The sequence below is a fragment of the Rothia sp. HMSC065B04 genome, from assembly GCF_001812285.1.
In the GTDB taxonomy this organism is placed as follows: Bacteria; Actinomycetota; Actinomycetes; order Actinomycetales; family Micrococcaceae; genus Rothia; species Rothia mucilaginosa.
This window is the reverse complement of the sequence record NZ_KV808408.1, coordinates 415908-431526: the sequence shown is the minus strand read 5'-3', so window position 1 is coordinate 431526 and position 15619 is coordinate 415908. Positions and strand designations below refer to the sequence as shown.

At 60.8% G+C, this 15619-nt stretch carries 12 protein-coding genes; 2 read left to right on the top strand and 10 right to left on the bottom strand.

Going from position 1 to position 15619, the window contains the following annotated elements:
- Positions 1–296: 296 nt before the first annotated feature.
- The 7 genes from HMPREF2845_RS05060 to dnaJ form a co-directional block, all read right to left on the bottom strand.
- A complete protein-coding gene (locus HMPREF2845_RS05060; protein ID WP_070634049.1) occupies positions 297–1736 on the bottom strand; it encodes an LCP family protein in 1440 nt (479 codons plus the stop codon).
- 214 nt (positions 1737–1950) lie between these two features.
- Positions 1951–3108, bottom strand: coding sequence for a GTPase Era (locus tag HMPREF2845_RS05055; protein ID WP_210394523.1), 1158 nt, complete (start codon positions 3106–3108; stop codon positions 1951–1953).
- Between the two features lie 117 nt (positions 3109–3225).
- Positions 3226–4692 (bottom strand): hemolysin family protein, encoded by a 1467-nt coding sequence (locus HMPREF2845_RS05050; protein WP_070634048.1) that lies wholly within the window; start codon positions 4690–4692, stop codon positions 3226–3228.
- 9 nt (positions 4693–4701) lie between these two features.
- Positions 4702–5157, bottom strand: a complete 456-nt coding sequence (ybeY, locus tag HMPREF2845_RS05045; protein ID WP_239662358.1) for an rRNA maturation RNase YbeY — start codon at positions 5155–5157, stop codon at positions 4702–4704.
- A 69-nt stretch (positions 5158–5226) separates the two neighbouring features.
- The gene (locus tag HMPREF2845_RS05040) at positions 5227–6354 is read right to left on the bottom strand and encodes a PhoH family protein (protein WP_070616366.1); all 1128 of its coding nucleotides are present in this window, start codon (positions 6352–6354) and stop codon (positions 5227–5229) included.
- 127 nt (positions 6355–6481) lie between these two features.
- Entirely contained in the window at positions 6482–7255 is a 774-nt protein-coding gene (locus HMPREF2845_RS05035; RefSeq protein WP_049346287.1) for a 16S rRNA (uracil(1498)-N(3))-methyltransferase, read from the bottom strand.
- Positions 7256–7413: 158 nt separating this feature from the next.
- Positions 7414–8550 carry a molecular chaperone DnaJ gene (gene dnaJ / locus HMPREF2845_RS05030; protein WP_070634046.1) on the bottom strand — a complete coding sequence of 379 codons (1137 nt, stop codon included), beginning with the start codon at positions 8548–8550 and terminating at the stop codon, positions 7414–7416.
- 226 nt (positions 8551–8776) lie between these two features.
- Here dnaJ and HMPREF2845_RS05025 point away from each other — a divergent pair, with 226 nt between their 5' ends.
- Positions 8777–9646: a DUF3097 domain-containing protein gene (locus tag HMPREF2845_RS05025; RefSeq protein WP_070634045.1), complete on the top strand. Its 870-nt coding sequence runs from the start codon at positions 8777–8779 to the stop codon at positions 9644–9646.
- A 263-nt stretch (positions 9647–9909) separates the two neighbouring features.
- Positions 9910–10329: a DUF4870 domain-containing protein gene (locus HMPREF2845_RS05020; RefSeq protein WP_005508694.1), complete on the top strand. Its 420-nt coding sequence runs from the start codon at positions 9910–9912 to the stop codon at positions 10327–10329.
- A 657-nt stretch (positions 10330–10986) separates the two neighbouring features.
- On the opposite strand, the gene hemW is transcribed toward HMPREF2845_RS05020, so the two are convergent.
- The 3 genes from hemW to HMPREF2845_RS05005 all read right to left on the bottom strand — a co-directional run bounded on the left by hemW (position 10987) and on the right by HMPREF2845_RS05005 (position 15431).
- Entirely contained in the window at positions 10987–12273 is a 1287-nt protein-coding gene (gene hemW, locus HMPREF2845_RS05015; protein ID WP_070634044.1) for a radical SAM family heme chaperone HemW, read from the bottom strand.
- A gap of 209 nt (positions 12274–12482) precedes the next feature.
- Positions 12483–14324, bottom strand: a complete 1842-nt coding sequence (gene lepA, locus HMPREF2845_RS05010) for a translation elongation factor 4 (RefSeq protein WP_371260509.1) — start codon at positions 14322–14324, stop codon at positions 12483–12485.
- Positions 14325–14420: 96 nt separating this feature from the next.
- Positions 14421–15431 (bottom strand): PAC2 family protein, encoded by a 1011-nt coding sequence (locus HMPREF2845_RS05005; protein ID WP_049341899.1) that lies wholly within the window; start codon positions 15429–15431, stop codon positions 14421–14423.
- Positions 15432–15619: the final 188 nt, after the last annotated feature.

Below are 15619 nucleotides of genomic sequence, written 5' to 3'. Positions count from 1 at the left end.
CGCGTCAAAAAGCCGGAACGGTTGCGGCAGATTCTAGCGTGCCCCGTTCCGGCGAATAAGCAGCAGGTTCACTGCCGGGCGGGTAACCCCGCGCATGCTCTCACCGTGAATAGTCATACCTCCACGCTATCACAGCGCCCGGAGGCGGTGGCACAGCGCACGGGGCGCCGTCCATCATCTGGAAAGAATTAACGGCGAGCATTAACGACGAAGGGACGTAGCCACCATTACTGGCGCTACGCCCCTTCTATTCGTTATTCACGCAACTGCGCTACCAGCCACCCAGCAGTTCGGGCCTAGTAGGCGAAAGCAGTCTGGCACTTGTGCTGATCAGCAGTCTGACCGGTCGCGTTACCCGCAATCGCAGCCTCCTGCTTCTCCATCGCCTCACCGGACGGGAAGTCAGTACCGATCGTCACCGCCACGCCCAGAACCTCTTCAGTCGCCACCACGCGGGTCACGTTCAGCTTCGCGGCGATCTCCTTCGCCTCCGCTTCGTAACCGGACGAGTAGAAGACCGTGGTGAAGTTCGTCGGGTTAGCCGAAGTACCCGGGGTAACATTCGTGTAGCCCAGGCCCTCAATCACCGAAGCGATCGTAGCCGAGCGACCATCCAGACCGGTCGCGTTGTACACGTTCACCGGAACCGTACGATCCAGCTGAACCGGAGCGGCAGAAGTAGCCTCAGCTGCCGGAGCCTTCTCCTCCTTCAGCGACTTATCGTCACGCAGACGCTGGAACACATTCGCAGCATCCGCAGAAACCTGCAGGCGGTTCTCATCCTGGCTCCACGGCTCAGTCGGCACCGTCGCAAACACAACGTTCGACAGGTCCACGCCACCGAGAGTCGCACCAACACCCACCAGAGTGCTGATATTACCCAGGTTCTTATCCACCGTCACGTTCTGAGTAATCGCCTCAGCAATGTTAATCAGACGGCCCGGATTCGACAGAGTACCCTCGTTCTTCACCTTACGCAGCAGCGAAGACAAGAAGCCCTGCTGAGCCTGAATACGACCAATATCGGAACCATCCGAGAAGCCGTGGCGGCTACGCAAGAACGCAAGAGCCTGCTCACCCTCAACAGTGGAAGTACCCGCAGGAAGCTTCAGACCGCTGTACTCGTCATCAATCGGAGCATCCACACAGACCTGAACGCCGCCAACAACCTTCGACAGCTCCTTCACAGCGTTAAAGTCCACCAACATAAAGTGGTCAATGTTTACACCGGTCAGCTTGCTAATGGTCGCCACAGTACAACCGGCACCACCGCGAGACAGAGACTCGTTAATCTGAACGTTCTCCTCAGCCGGGTACACGGTGCCGCTCTCAGGGTCAGTACACTGCGGCACGTCAACCATCAAGTCACGCGGGAACGACAGCACGCTCACGTTCTTACGGTCCTTGCTGATCTGCAGCAGCATCATCACGTCCGCGCGAGCCTCAGAATTACGGTCATCCTCATTACCGTACGCACCGTTATTGCCCTTACGGGTATCGGAACCAATCACGAGAATGTCCAAGGCGCCGTTCTCCAGGCCGTCCTTGTAATTGCTGATGTTCAGCTCCTGAGTATGCAGATTATTGCGCATACGCAGAGCCAACACGCCACCGAAGCCAACAACAATGACGAGCATGCACGCGGTAAGCAGAGCAATCCACTTATTGCGGTTTGAAGTCAGCACCGTCGTGCGCATATGACGACCGGTGCTTCGTAAACGAGGTGCCTGGGGCATACCTTTTCTCTTTCTGCCGGTGAGCAAGTGCTTTCTCAGAGTAACACTCTTCCCTATGAGCGCCGAATGAGAGTGAAAAGTTTCACCCGGAGGCATGCACATATTTCTGCAAGCCACCGGGTGAAAACTAGGGATGCGCGACCGCCCCCAAGGGCAACCGCTCAGGGTTGCCTCTCAGAGCCGTCCCTTAGGACGAGCCGCTCAGGAAAGCTGCCTAGAATCCCAGGCGGTTCAACGCACGAGCGTCAGACTGCCATTCCTTCGCAACCTTCACATGAATATTCAGGTAAATGCGGGTACCGAGCATCGCCTCAATCTGCTCACGAGCCTTCGTACCAATCTTGCGCAGATTCGAGCCGCCCTTACCGATAATGATGTACTTCTGCGACTCACGCTCCACAAACAGGTTCACGTGCACATCCAGCAGCGGGTTATCCGCCGGGCGGCCCTCGCGGAACTGCATCTCCTCAACCGTCACAGCAATCGAGTGGGGCAGCTCCTCACGCGCACCCTCCAGGGCAGCCTCACGCACCAGCTCCGCGATGAGGGTTGCCTCCGGCTCATCGGTCAGCTCACCGTCCGGGTACAGCGGCGGCGACAGCGGAGTGTACTGCGCCAGCAGGTCAGCAACCGCATCCACCTGGAAATGCTTCACAGCAGACACCGGGATAATCGCAGCCCAGCCGCCCTTACCGTCAACCGGCATCGGCTCAGCAACCTCACCGGCACGGCGCTTAGCCGCAGGACCCGAACCCTTCGCGAAAGGCACAGCATCATTCTTGCCGCCCTTACCCTTGGGGCCCTTACCCTTCTGCTTCGCACGATGCGCGGCACGCTTAGCACGAGCCGCACGCTCAGCGCTCATGACCTCCTCGCCGAGTGCCTCAACAGCCAGCAGCTGCTCACGCAACTCCTCAGAGCTCACGGTATCAGCCTTCGTCACAATGGCAACCACCGGCTTATTGCTCGACGCCACCAGCTGCGACGCAATGTAGCGGTCACCCGGGCCAATCTTCTCATTCGCCGGAATGCAGAAGCCCAGCACATCCACCTGCGAAAGGGTGCTTGCCACCAGGTCGTTCAGACGCTCACCCAGCAGAGTGCGGGGGCGGTGAATACCCGGGGTGTCCACCAGAATCAGCTGGTACTCGTCCTTGTGCACAATACCGCGGATCGTGTGGCGGGTCGTCTGCGGACGGTTCGAGGTGATAGCCACCTTCTGACCGACCATAGCGTTCGTCAGAGTGGACTTACCCGCGTTCGGGCGGCCCACCAGCGACGCGAAACCCGAACGGAAGTCCTTCGGGTAGGTCGGCAGTGGGGTGCTCAAGTCCAGAGTGCTCAAATCGAGCGGAGTGTACTCCTGGTCCATTGTGTTTCTCCTTATCAAACCCCGTGCGGGGTATGTGGGGTGCCAGACTCATCTACCGTGCGCCTTCGGGGCGGGGCAGCTGGCTCAAAGTATTTGTGCGGCGTCTATGTTCGATATTTAGCGGTTGTCGTGCTTATCGGTGGTAGGTTCAGCCTCTGCGGTATCTCCCGGAAGGTCCGGGTGCGCATGCGGCTCAGCCACGGCGGGCGGCTCGGTGTCCACGGTGAGAATATCGGCAACCTCCGCAGAATGAGCCTCCGAGGAAGACGCAGCGGAACCCTCAGCGTTCTCCTGCTCATCACGAGGCGGCTCATACCACGCCTGCAACATATCCACCTGGTGGCGGCGGCCCGACGAACCAATCGCACGAATATGAATGCCGTCAATCTCAATCTCAGAACCAACAATCGGCACCATGCCCAGATGCTTAGCGAGCAGACCACCCACCGTATCAACATCTTCATCGTCGAGTTCACGACCGAAAATCTCACCCAGCTCATCAATACCCAGACGAGCCGACAGACGGAACGTGCCGTCATCATTCAGCGTGTACTCGGGGCGCTCGTGGTCGTACTCGTCAGAAATGTCGCCAACCAGCTCCTCGATCAGGTCCTCAAGGGTAATCAGACCGGCGGTTCCGCCGTACTCATCAACCACGATCGCCACGTGCGTGGACTCGCGCTGCATCTCACGCAGCAAGTCCATGGCGCGCTTCGACTCAGGCTCAAAACGAGCCGGACGCATCAGCTCAACCACGGTCGGCAGGGCGGTACCCGCGGGGGCCTCACCGTGCAGGATAAAGGCGCGCATCGCATCCTTCAGGTAGAGCACGCCCAGAATCTCATCGCTCGAATCACCAATCACCGGCATGCGCGAATAACCCGAACGCAGGAACAGGCTCAGCGCCTCACGCAGCGGGGTGTCACGGCTGGCGGTGAGCATGTCGGTGCGCGGAACCATGAGCGAACGGATGCGGGTATCGTCCATCTCAAAGACGGACTGCACCATCTGCGCCTCGTCGTCCTCAATGGTTTCAGCGTCGGAGGCGCGGTCCAGGAACTCGCGCAGCTCCTCCTCATCGAACACGCCCACCGGGGCCTCAGCCGAACGTTCCGGCGCCAGGCGCACACTGAGCTTATCGAGCAGACCGGTCGCCGGGCTCAGCAGAACCGACAGGTAGTGCACCGGGCGAGCCAGCACACGAATCGACGCGACCGGGCGGTTACGTCCCAGAGCACGCGCCAGCACATGCAGAATCGGGTAGCCCACCAGCGCAACAATCACGAGGGTCAGCACGATGGCGAGCGCGTGCACCTCAACCAGGTTCAGCAGGCAGGTCATGGTGGCGAGCACCGCGGCGGCTGCCGCAATGAGGCGGGTCAGGCGCAGCGGGTGCGTGTACGCCTCGGAGTCACCGTCGAGGGTGCGCTGCAGGACGCGGGCGCCGAGGGTGTCCGGGTGTGCCTCCACTGCTTCCTCAGCCTCGTTGTGCGGCAGGTAGGTGAATGCGGTTTCGGCGATTGCCGCAACCACGGTCAGGCAGAGCGCGAGAACGGCGAGGAGGGCTGTGAGTAGAATGTCCACGCCGCTCCCCTAGTGTCGGGTTTCGACCGGTGCTGGGCGGCCCAGGAACTCTTCGAGGATGGAGCGCTGAATGCCGAACATTTCAGCTTCCTCTTCGGCGGTGCCGTGGTCGTAGCCGAGGCAGTGCAGAATGCCGTGGGTGGTGAGCAGGCACAGCTCGTCGAGGGTGCTGTGACCCGCGTCTGTGCCCTGACGTGCGGCGACGGGCGGGCAGAGGATGATATCGCCGAGCATGCCGCTGGAGGGGTTTTCGGGGGTTCCCGGTTCCAGCTCGTCCATGGGGAAGCTCATCACGTCGGTTGCGCCGGGCAGGTCCATCCATTCGATGTGCACGCGTTCCATTTCGTCTTCGTTCACAATGGCGATGGACAGGTAGGTGTCATCGGCAAGGTGCATGCGTTTGAAGGCGTGCTCGACGAGGCGGGTGAGCACCTCGGTGTCTACCGCTTCGAAAGATTCGCGGATGAAGGCGTCGGTTGCCGGGTCGGTACCGGTTGCGGGTTCTTCACAGTCGAATTCGATCTCTGCCACCGTTTAGCGTCCTTCCGGGGTGGTCTGTGCGTTGTCGGAGTTGTTCTCGGCGTTCTTTTCGGAGCCGCCGTTGATGCCGGCGCGGTCCAGCAACTTCTCGGCTGCGGCCTCGATGGTGGCGCGCTTGACCTTGCGGTTGCGCTTGCGTTCCATTGCCTTCTGGTCTTCGCCCCACTGGTCGTAGGCGGACACAATGTTCGACACCAGGGTGTGGCGAACCACGTCGGAGGATTCCAGGATGCTGAAGTGAATATCCTCCACACCCTGCAGAATGTTGCGCACCTGCTTCAGGCCGGAGGCGGCGCCACCGGGCAGGTCAATCTGGGTGATGTCACCGGTAATGACCATCTTCGAGCCGAAGCCCAGGCGGGTCAGGAACATTTTCATCTGCTCGGCGGTGGTGTTCTGCGCCTCGTCAAGGATGATGAATGCGTCGTTGAGGGTACGGCCACGCATGTACGCCAGCGGTGCGACCTCGATGGTGCCCGCCTCCATGAGCTTGGGGATGGTTTCGGGTTCGAGCATGTCGTGCAGCGCGTCGTAGAGCGGTCGCAGGTACGGGTCGATCTTCTCGTTGAGGGTGCCGGGCAGGAAGCCCAGACGCTCGCCAGCCTCCACGGCGGGGCGGGTGAGGATAATGCGGTTCACTTCGTGGGTCTGCAGCGCCTGCACTGCCTTCGCCATGGCGAGGTAGGTCTTACCGGTACCCGCCGGACCAATGCCGAAGATGACGGTGTTCGCGTCGATAGCGTCCACGTACTTCTTCTGGTTAATGGTCTTGGGGCGAATCGTGGTGCCGCGGGTGGAGAGGATGCTGGTGGACAGCGAGTGCGCCGGGTTGCTCAGTTCGTCGCCGAGCATGCCCATGAGGCGGTGAATGACCTGCACGGTAATCTGTGTGTCGTGGCTGGAGAGCACGCGCAGCTCGTTCAGCAGCTTTGCGGCGGTGTTGACGGCCTCGGAGGGGCCGGTGATGAGCACGTCCAGGTCTTTGGGGCGCAGGCTAATCTGCTCGAAGTAGTCCTCGATAATTGCCAGGTGCGCGTCCTGCGGGCCGAGCACGGCGATCATTTCTGCGGCGCTCTTGAAGGATACGGTGCGCGCGGTCGAGAGAGGTCGGGAGGTAGTCATATGGGCTCCTTGGCTAGTGATGTATTTACAAGTATAGATGCGCGTGATGCACCACGCCCTGGTGGATGCCTGTCAGTTGGATTCCTGTCAGCTAGGTTCTATCGGAGGGAATCCAGTAGCGGGCGCTCTACCAGCGACCCAGCACCACGTTCAGGGTACACATGGCGGCAGAACCGGCGGTGGAGGAACGCAGCACCTCGTCACCGAGCAGTGCCAGCTGCGCGCCGGCGTCGGTGAAGAGCTGCACTTCACGGTCACTAATGCCGCCTTCAGGACCGACGAGTAGGTAGATTTCTTCGGGCAGGTTCTCTGCCTCGACAAGCTTGCGTGCCAGGGCGCTGAGGCGTTCGGTCGCCTGCTCGTGCAGGATGAACACGGCGGCGGACTGCTCAGAGCCGGCAACTTCTTCAATGAGCTCCACCAGGTCGGCGGTGCTGTACAGGTCGTACACTTCGGGAATGAGCGCGCGGCGCGACTGCTTCGCCGCGGCGGTGACGGTGTTCTGCCACTTGGTGTGTGCCTTGGATGCGCGCTCCCCCTTCCAGCGCACGATGGAGCGGTCCGCACTCCAAGGAAGCACACCGTACACGCCCAGCTCGGTCGCCGTCTCGATGGCGAGCAGGTCGCGGCCGTCCTTCGCGAGCGCCTGCACCAAGTAGATGGAGGGCACGCTGCGTTCTGCGCGCAGCTCCTGCACCTGCACGCTCACACCGTCCGCGTTAATGGAGGCGACCGTACCGAGTGCGCGGCGGCCGGTGCCGTCACCCAGGTCGATGCGTTCGCCAAGCTCAAGGCGCTTGACGAGGGCGTGCTTGCCTTCGGAGCCGCCGAGCGCGCAGGTGGCGCCGGGGGTGAGTGCGTCGTATTCTTCCGTGCTGATGTAGAAGATGGGGGCGCTCATGGTTCTCCTTGAGGTGCGGGCTGAAAGCGTGGGTAGTGTGGGTGGAGTGTGAAATAGATGTAGCTTAGCGCGGGCGCGCGCAGCGCGGTATTGACAAGAATGCGGCGGGTGCGGGGTGAGTACCGCACCCGCCGCATCCTCAGCTTGGTGTAGGAATCCTACTTGAACTGGTCCTTCAGGCGGGAGAAGAGACCGCCGCGGTGCTTGACCTGCGAACCTTCGGTGAGGGATTCACCGCGCAGGGCGGCGAACTGGCGCAGCAGTTCACGCTGTTCTTCGGTCATGTCGGTGGGGGTGACCACCTGGATACGCACCAGCAGGTCGCCGCGACGCTCGGTGCCGAGCACGGTTGCGCCCAGGCCGTTGAGGGTGATCACGTCACCGCTCTGAGTGCCTGCGGGGATCACAACTTCCTGGTCGCCGTCGAAAGTCTTCAGCGGAATGGTGGTGCCCAGCGCCGCTGCGACCATGGGGATATTCACGGTGGTGACCAGGTTGTCGCCCTCGCGGCTAAAGTACTTGTCGCGCTTGACGTTCAGGTCAATGTACAGATCACCGTTGGGGCCACCGTACAGGCCTGCTTCGCCCTTGCCGCGCAGGCGGATACGCGCCTGGTCGTGCACGCCGGCGGGAACGTTGAAGGTCAGCGGCACGTCTTCACGGACGCGACCCTGACCGTGGCATTCAGGGCAGGGGGTCTTGATGACGGTGCCGTAGCCGTGGCAGTCGGGGCATTCAACCTGCTGCATGACGGTACCGAGGATGGACTGCACACGGCGCTGCATGAAACCGTGACCGGAGCAGGTGGTGCAGGTTTCGGGCTGGGTGCCCTCCGCGGTGCCTTCACCGTTACAGGACTTACAGGTCACGGCGGAGCGACGCTCAATGGTCTTCTCAACACCGAACACCGCGTCCTGCAGGCTGATGGATACGGTAATCAGGTCGTCCTGGCCCTGACGCATGCGGGATGCGGGGCCGCGGGCACCTGCCGCGCCGCCGGTGAACATGTTCAGCAGGTCCTCAAAACCGCCGAAGCCGCTGAATCCGCCGCCCGGGTAGCCGCCGCCTCCGGGGTAGCCTGCGCGGCCCTGTTCGTCGCCGGTGGTGTCATAGTTGCGGCGCTTTTCGGGGTCGGAGAGCACCTCGTAGGCGAGGGTGACGCGCTTGAATTCTTCGGCTGCGTCCTCGGAGGGGTTCACGTCGGGGTGCAGCTGGCGTGCCTTCTTTCGGTACGCCTTCTTGATCTCTTCGGGGCTGGCGTCGTTCGATACGCCGAGAGTATCGTAGTGGCTCATGCGTTTCCTTCCTCTCGAGACGATGGCGGTGCTCGATGAGTGCACCGCCAACAATGGTCGTATCAATTCTAGGGGATACTACCCCCGACCCGATACAATGGCTAGGCTGAATGGGGGTCGCTCCCGCTATCCGCTTAATCTGCGGTGCGTGTGCCCCTGAAATCGGCTCCGTAGTCCTATTGCGATTTTCACCTCTACCGCCCCTTACCGCCCAAAGGAGAATACGTTGAGTACCCACCACTCCCCCTACGGCTGGGGTGCCCAGGATCTAAACGCCGCCCGCATGAGCCGCCAGGCGCCGGCCCCGCGTAAGGTGCCGCTGCGTCGCGGCCTGCTGATTGAGGATATTAACGGCTGGGTGGGTGAGGTCGTGAAGGCTGAACGCATCGGCGGTGCCCTGTTCTTCGGACTCGAGGACGCGAAGGGTCGCGTGAAGAATTTTCCGCTGGGTCCGGGCTACATGATTGAGGGTGAGCCCGTTGAGATTGTCGCCCCGGTAGCGGCGAAGGAGCCTAAGCGCACGATTTCTCGTTCCGGTTCTATTGCGGTGAAGAACGCCCCGGCTAAGGTGGCGCGCGCCTCCCGCATCTGGGTTGAGGGTCTGCACGACGCCGAGCTCGTGGAGAAGGTCTGGGGCCACGATCTGCGCGTTGAGGGCATTGTCGTGGAGCCACTGCACGGCGTGGATGATCTTGCCGGTGCTATTCGTGAGTTCGCGCCGGGCCCGGGCCGCCGCCTGGGTATTCTGGTCGACCACCTGATTGAGGGCACGAAGGAGCAGCGCATTGTTGCCGAGGCGATGGCTGTGCCGGGTGCCGCCGGGCACGTGAAGATTGTGGGTCACCCGTTCATCGATATTTGGCAGGCGGTCAAGCCCTCGGTGCTGGGTTTGAAGGCGTGGCCGCAGGTTCCACGCGGTGAGGATTTCAAGAAGGGCACGTTGCGTCGTCTGGGTCAGCCGCACGAAACGCAGGCGGATGTGGCGCAGGCGTGGAAGCACATCCTCTCCCGCGTTGACTCCTACGCTGACCTGGATCCGACGTTGCTCGGTCCGGTTGAATCGCTCATCGATTTTCTCACCGAGCCGGGTGCCTAACCGCACCCGAAACCCGCTATTGCGCCCCCGTCTGCGGGCGCAGGTGTGAATTTGCTCAGAACCTTTCCCCCGAGGGCATTATCCTGTGGGTTTTATCCCCTAAAGCGGTACAATAGTTGAGCGTGTGGCATTGCCCCTGTGGGTTTTGCCGCAACATCACTACACTCTTAGGTCACCACCGCTCAAACGATTCACCTCCTCGGAGGGCAGATTCACCGGCTTAGGTGATCGCCACAAGAAACTTCTATCGAACCAGGATTTTCGTGACTAACGATGTTCGCCCGGCTACCGGGCCTCAGAAAACCCGTAAGATTAGCGTGATTCAGGACCGCAACCGTGCGACTTTCGCGCATTTCGGCGGCATTCTCGGCATCATCCCTTCCGCTGCGGTTTTCTACGTCAGCCGCAATAACGCGCCCTTCGCTGAGCAGGAGGCTCGCGAGGCGATGAACTTCACCCTCCTGCCCTCCATTGCTCTGGTGGCGCTGTGGGTTGTGTCGTTCCTGCCCGGCATGGGCAACATTGCCATGGTTCTGGGTGCGCTCGTGTGGCTGTTCATGGCTATTGCGTCGCTGCGCGCTGGTATTGAGGTGAACCGCGGTGAGCCGTACAGCTACCGTATGAACCCGCGCCTGCTGGACCGCTTCTACTCCACCGAGAACGCAGAATCCGCAGAGTCCTAAGAACTGCCGGTCCTAAACCGCGCTGTCTCAGAACCGCGCTGATAGCTTTTACGATGAACGCCCCGCACGTTGTGTGCGGGGCGTTCTACGTTTAAGTGGGGCTTCTTTGCCTAGTGCGCGTGAATTGCTGCAAACTCTACCGAATGGCGCTGTAGATAATCGTTGTTAAACGATCGTGGGCCCCTGTTACCAGGAGCCCACAACCGTATTCACTCAACTTCAGCAAAGACGAGAACACGCTGTTAGACATATACCGTCCTGCCATGACCTATTATGGCACAGCGTAACCTTCAACCACAACTTGAAATTGGGTGTTTTGGAAAATTTTTTCTCGGGAAAGTAATCGAAAAATACGCACTCTAAAAGTGGCATGAAGGAGTGGAAAATTCTTTCGGCTAGTCCAGCACAAATGCGAACAATTAGCACACCGGTGTAAGGTGTGATGCTCCCCCAAAGTCCCTCCAAATAGCCCCAAAAAATTTTTTTAAAAGTTTTTTGAGACCCGCAAAAACACCCCGAAATCACCGAAATATTACGGCAATACCGGGGCGCACGCCATTCGCAGGCAGCGTCAGAGAAAAGCATCAAGTGGAGCTGCGACAGACCAGAACCGGAACGCCGCCCCGATTGAAAAGCCCCTTGTCAGGCCAATGCTTCTTAGTGCTCCTCGTGCTCTTCCGAGACCTCCGGGAGCAGCTCGCGGGTGACCGCATCGCCCAGCAGGCGGCCCTTGAGGGTCAGGCACACGTGAGCTTCAGGGTCAGGTTCAGCTTGAGGACTCAAAGCATCAGGCTCAATCAGAGCTTGAGAAACCAGCCAGCGCAGGGAGGCACCCAGCTGCGCCTCATCATGCACGGCGAGCAGCTCGCGCATCGCCAAACCCTCGCGCACACGGATCATGAGCATAATCGTCTCAAAAGCACGAGTGGCGGTATCCAGCACCTCACGTGCCGCCGCCGGGGACTCCCCCGCACGCACCTTCTGCGCGTACGGCACCGGGTGCTTCACGTTCCACCAGCGGGTACCGTTCACGTGCGAGTGCGCGCCGGGGCCGATGCCCCACCAGTCCTGGTTGCGCCAGTAGGCAAGGTTGTGGTCGCTGCGGGTGTCCTCGCTACGCGAGTAGTTGGACACCTCGTACCAGTTGTAGCCGGCTTCGGTAAGGAGCTCCTCGGCGAGCAGGTACATGTCCGCCATGAGGTCTTCGTCGGGCATGGTGTATTCGCCGCGGCGGATCTGCGCGGCAAGCTTGGTGCCGTCCTCCACAATCAGCGAGTACGCGGAAATATGGTCCGGCTCGTAGGAAATTGCGGCGCGAACACTTTGCTCCCACTGCTGCAGGCTCTCCCCCGGCGAACCGTAAATCAGGTCCACGGACACCTGCAGGCCAACCTCCTTAGCCCAGGCGACGACCTTCGGCACGTTCGACGGCGTGTGGGTGCGGTCGAGCACCTGTAGCACCTCGGGGACGACGGACTGCATGCCGAAGGAGACGCGGGTGAAGCCGCCGTCCTTGAGGGTTTGCAGGTCCTCGCGGGTCACGGAGTCGGGGTTTGCTTCGGTGGTGACTTCTGCGCCTTCGACGAGGCCGAATACGTCGATGGCTGCCTGCAGGATGCGTACGAGGTCGCGGGCGGGCAGTTTGGTGGGGGTGCCGCCTCCGAAGAAGACGGTGTGCATGGGGCGTTTTGCGACGCCGGATGCTTCGAGGGTGCGGGCGGCGAAGAGGATTTCTGCGATGGCGTCGTCGGCGTAGGTGCCGAGGCCGATGCCGTCGCCGAAGTCTTCGGTGGCGTAGGTGTTGAAGTCGCAGTAGCCGCAGCGTACGGAGCAGAAGGGGATGTGTACGTAGAGGCTGAAGTCGCGGTTTTCGCATCCTGCCGCGCTGGTGGCGGGGATGCGCCCGTCGCGGGGTGCGGGGGCGCCGGTGGGCTGGGCGGGCATTCTGCCTCCTGGAACTAGGTGTAGAGGTCGGGGGGATCAAATATGGGCACCGCGCATGCGGCTACGTGGGTAGTATCAGCAGGCGGGTGACATCAAGGCGGGGCGCATCAACGACAGCGTGCAGAGAACCCGGCGGTACACGAGGCACCAGCCGGGTTCTCCGCTCAATCAGGTCAGCACACAGCCGGAAAAGCTACAGCAGCGGAAGGCTACTTCTTCTTTTCCTTCTCCTCGCCCGAAGACAGTGCCGCAATGAAGGCTTCCTGAGGAACCTCCACACGACCGACCATCTTCATGCGCTTCTTGCCTTCCTTCTGCTTCTCCAGCAGCTTACGCTTACGCGAAATATCGCCACCGTAACACTTCGAAAGAACGTCCTTACGCATCGCACGAATATTCTCGCGGGCAATAATACGCGAACCGATAGCCGCCTGAATCGGCACCTCAAACTGCTGACGAGGAATCAGCTCACGCAGCTTCGAGGTCATCATCAGACCGTACGAGTACGCCTTATCGCGGTGAGTAATGGCGCTGAACGCGTCCACCTTCTCACCCTGCAGCAGGATGTCGACCTTCACCAGGTCAGCCTCTTCCTCACCGTCGAACTTCCAGTCCAGCGACGCGTAACCGCGGGTACGGGACTTCAACTGATCGAAGAAGTCGAACACGATCTCTGCCAGGGGCAGGCGGTAACGCATCTCCACACGATCCTCGGACAGGTAATCCATGCCGCCGATCTGGCCGCGTCGAGCCTGGCACAGCTCCATAATCGCGCCAATGTACTCGCTCGGGGCAATAATCGTACACGCCACCATGGGCTCGCGAATCGTCGCGACCTTACCCTCGGGGAATTCGCTCGGGTTGGTCACGCGCTTAGCGTTGCCAGCCTCATCCACCACGTCGTAAATAACGTTCGGCGCGGTCGAAATCAGGTCCAGGTTGAACTCGCGTTCCAGGCGCTCACGCACAATCTCCAGGTGCAGCAGACCCAGGAAGCCACAGCGGAAACCGAAGCCCAGAGCGGCAGAAGTCTCCGGCTCGTAAATCAGTGCGGCATCGTTAAGCTTCAGCTTATCCAGCGCGTCACGCAGCGCCGGGTAGTCCGAACCGTCAATCGGGAACAGGCCAGAGAACACCATCGGCTTGGGGTCCTCGTAACCGCCCAGGGACTCCTGCGCAGGCTTCGCGGCGGAGGTGACGGTATCACCCACACGGGACTGACGGACGTCCTTCACACCGGTAATGAGGTAACCCACCTCGCCCACGCCCAGGCCCTTCGACGGGACAGGCTCAGGGGAAATCACGCCGATTTCAAGCAGGTCATGCTCAGCGCCGGTGGACATCATCTTAATCTTCTGACGCGGCTGCAGGCTACCGTCCACAACACGCACATAGGTGACCACGCCGCGGTACGAGTCGTACACCGAGTCAAAAATCATGGCACGCGCCGGGGCGGATGCATCACCCTGCGGGGCGGGAATCGCCTCCACAATACGGTCCAGCAGAGCCTCAACACCCTCACCGGTCTTACCCGATACGCGCAGAACCTCGTCCGGCTCGCAACCAATCAGGTTCGCCAGCTCCTCAGCGTACTTATCCGGCTGAGCCGCGGGAAGGTCAATCTTGTTCAGCACCGGGATGATGGTCAGGTCGTTCTCCATCGCCAGGTACAGGTTCGCAAGGGTCTGAGCCTCAATACCCTGGGCGGCGTCCACAAGCAGAAGCGCACCCTCACACGCAGCCAGGGAGCGGGACACCTCATAGGTGAAGTCCACGTGGCCGGGGGTGTCAATCATGTTCAGCGCGTAGGAGGTGCCGTCAACATCCCAGGGCATGCGCACAGCCTGAGACTTAATGGTGATACCGCGTTCACGCTCAATGTCCATGCGGTCCAGGTACTGCGCCTTCATATCGCGCGGGGCAACCACGCCGGTGGCCTGCAGCATACGGTCTGCGAGGGTGGACTTACCGTGGTCAATGTGGGCGATAATGCAGAAGTTGCGAATAATCGCGGGGTCGGTAGCCGCCGGAACGGGCGGGTTCTTCGACATGGGTGCCAATCACATCATCCTTTCGAGATGCTGGCTGCGGGTATGGGCATAGTTACCTATCATTTTCCCATACCCGCGCCATATGTGCGAACGGACCTAGCGTTCCGAAGAATCCGCACCATCATCGGCAGGATTTACGCCCTCGGAGGCGCCGCTGAGGGAATCCAGGTAGCCCTCAATATCCTCGGCAATCACCTCGCCGGAGACAGTGCGCAGAGTCGAATCCATCTTCTGCTCAATCTCACGCACCAGCTCAACCTTCTCGTAGTCCTTCGCCATTTCTTCGGCGAGCTCCGCTTCCCACTCATCAGCGTGGGCGCGCAGGCGGTCGTACTCCTCCGACTCGACCTTAATGCCGAGGATGACCTCCAGCGCCTCGATCAGGCTCACAACCGCGCGCGGGTTCTGCTGATCAAAGCTCAAATACCCCGGGATGCTCATGCGCAGCATGACCGAGGAGGACAGGCCGTGCTCGGCGGCGAGCGCAGACATCGCCATCGTCACCGAGGTAGAACCTGTGAAGTACTCGTGCAGAATACCGGGGATAGCCGCCAGCTTCTCGTCGTAAGTGGTCAGCGTGTACGGGTACGGGCGGGTGTGCGCCACCTGATCCTCAAAGGTCTCAACGAAGATCGCGTGGTCCACGTGGAGTTTCTTCACGTACTTGAAGAAGCGGGTCATGAACCGCCGCAGGCACAGGCTGGGAGCGGGTCCGGTCACCACGAGCAGGCGCAGGCGGCGCTCCGGGATGGTGACCATGTTGTAGAACATCTTGGGCCACACCAGAACCGTGGATTCGGAGTCGTCGCTGTTCTGCAGCTGCGGGGCGACGGAAGCATAGTCGTAGAAGTCGTCCATGTCGAAGCCGGGGCTCTCATCGCACGGGTCGAATGCGCGGTGAATCACGTCGAGGGCGTCCTCGCCGTTGCCCGGGGGTTCCTTCGCGGAGTTGAAGCCGACCAGCATGACGGTCGTGTAGTTGTCCTCCTCGGAGGATTCGCCCAGGCCCAGCTTGCCGAGCAGTCCCTTCTTCGCGGGCTGTTCTGTGGAGGCGGGCTTGGCGAAAGCGTCAAAGAGTCGGGCGGGAGGGAAGTTCGGCTGGCTCATCGTTGTCCTTAGCTCGTGGTCGGTTCACCGGGTACATGGGGTATGGAAAGTTGCCGGTGAACCATCGGTGGTTGTGTGGTGGGTGGTGTTGTAAAAAATATGTTCTATATTCGGTTATGCCGCCCAAAACCCCGGACGGAAAGGGAAACTATGTTAGAAAGGCAGAAGCGCCAAATCGTATGGAGTGC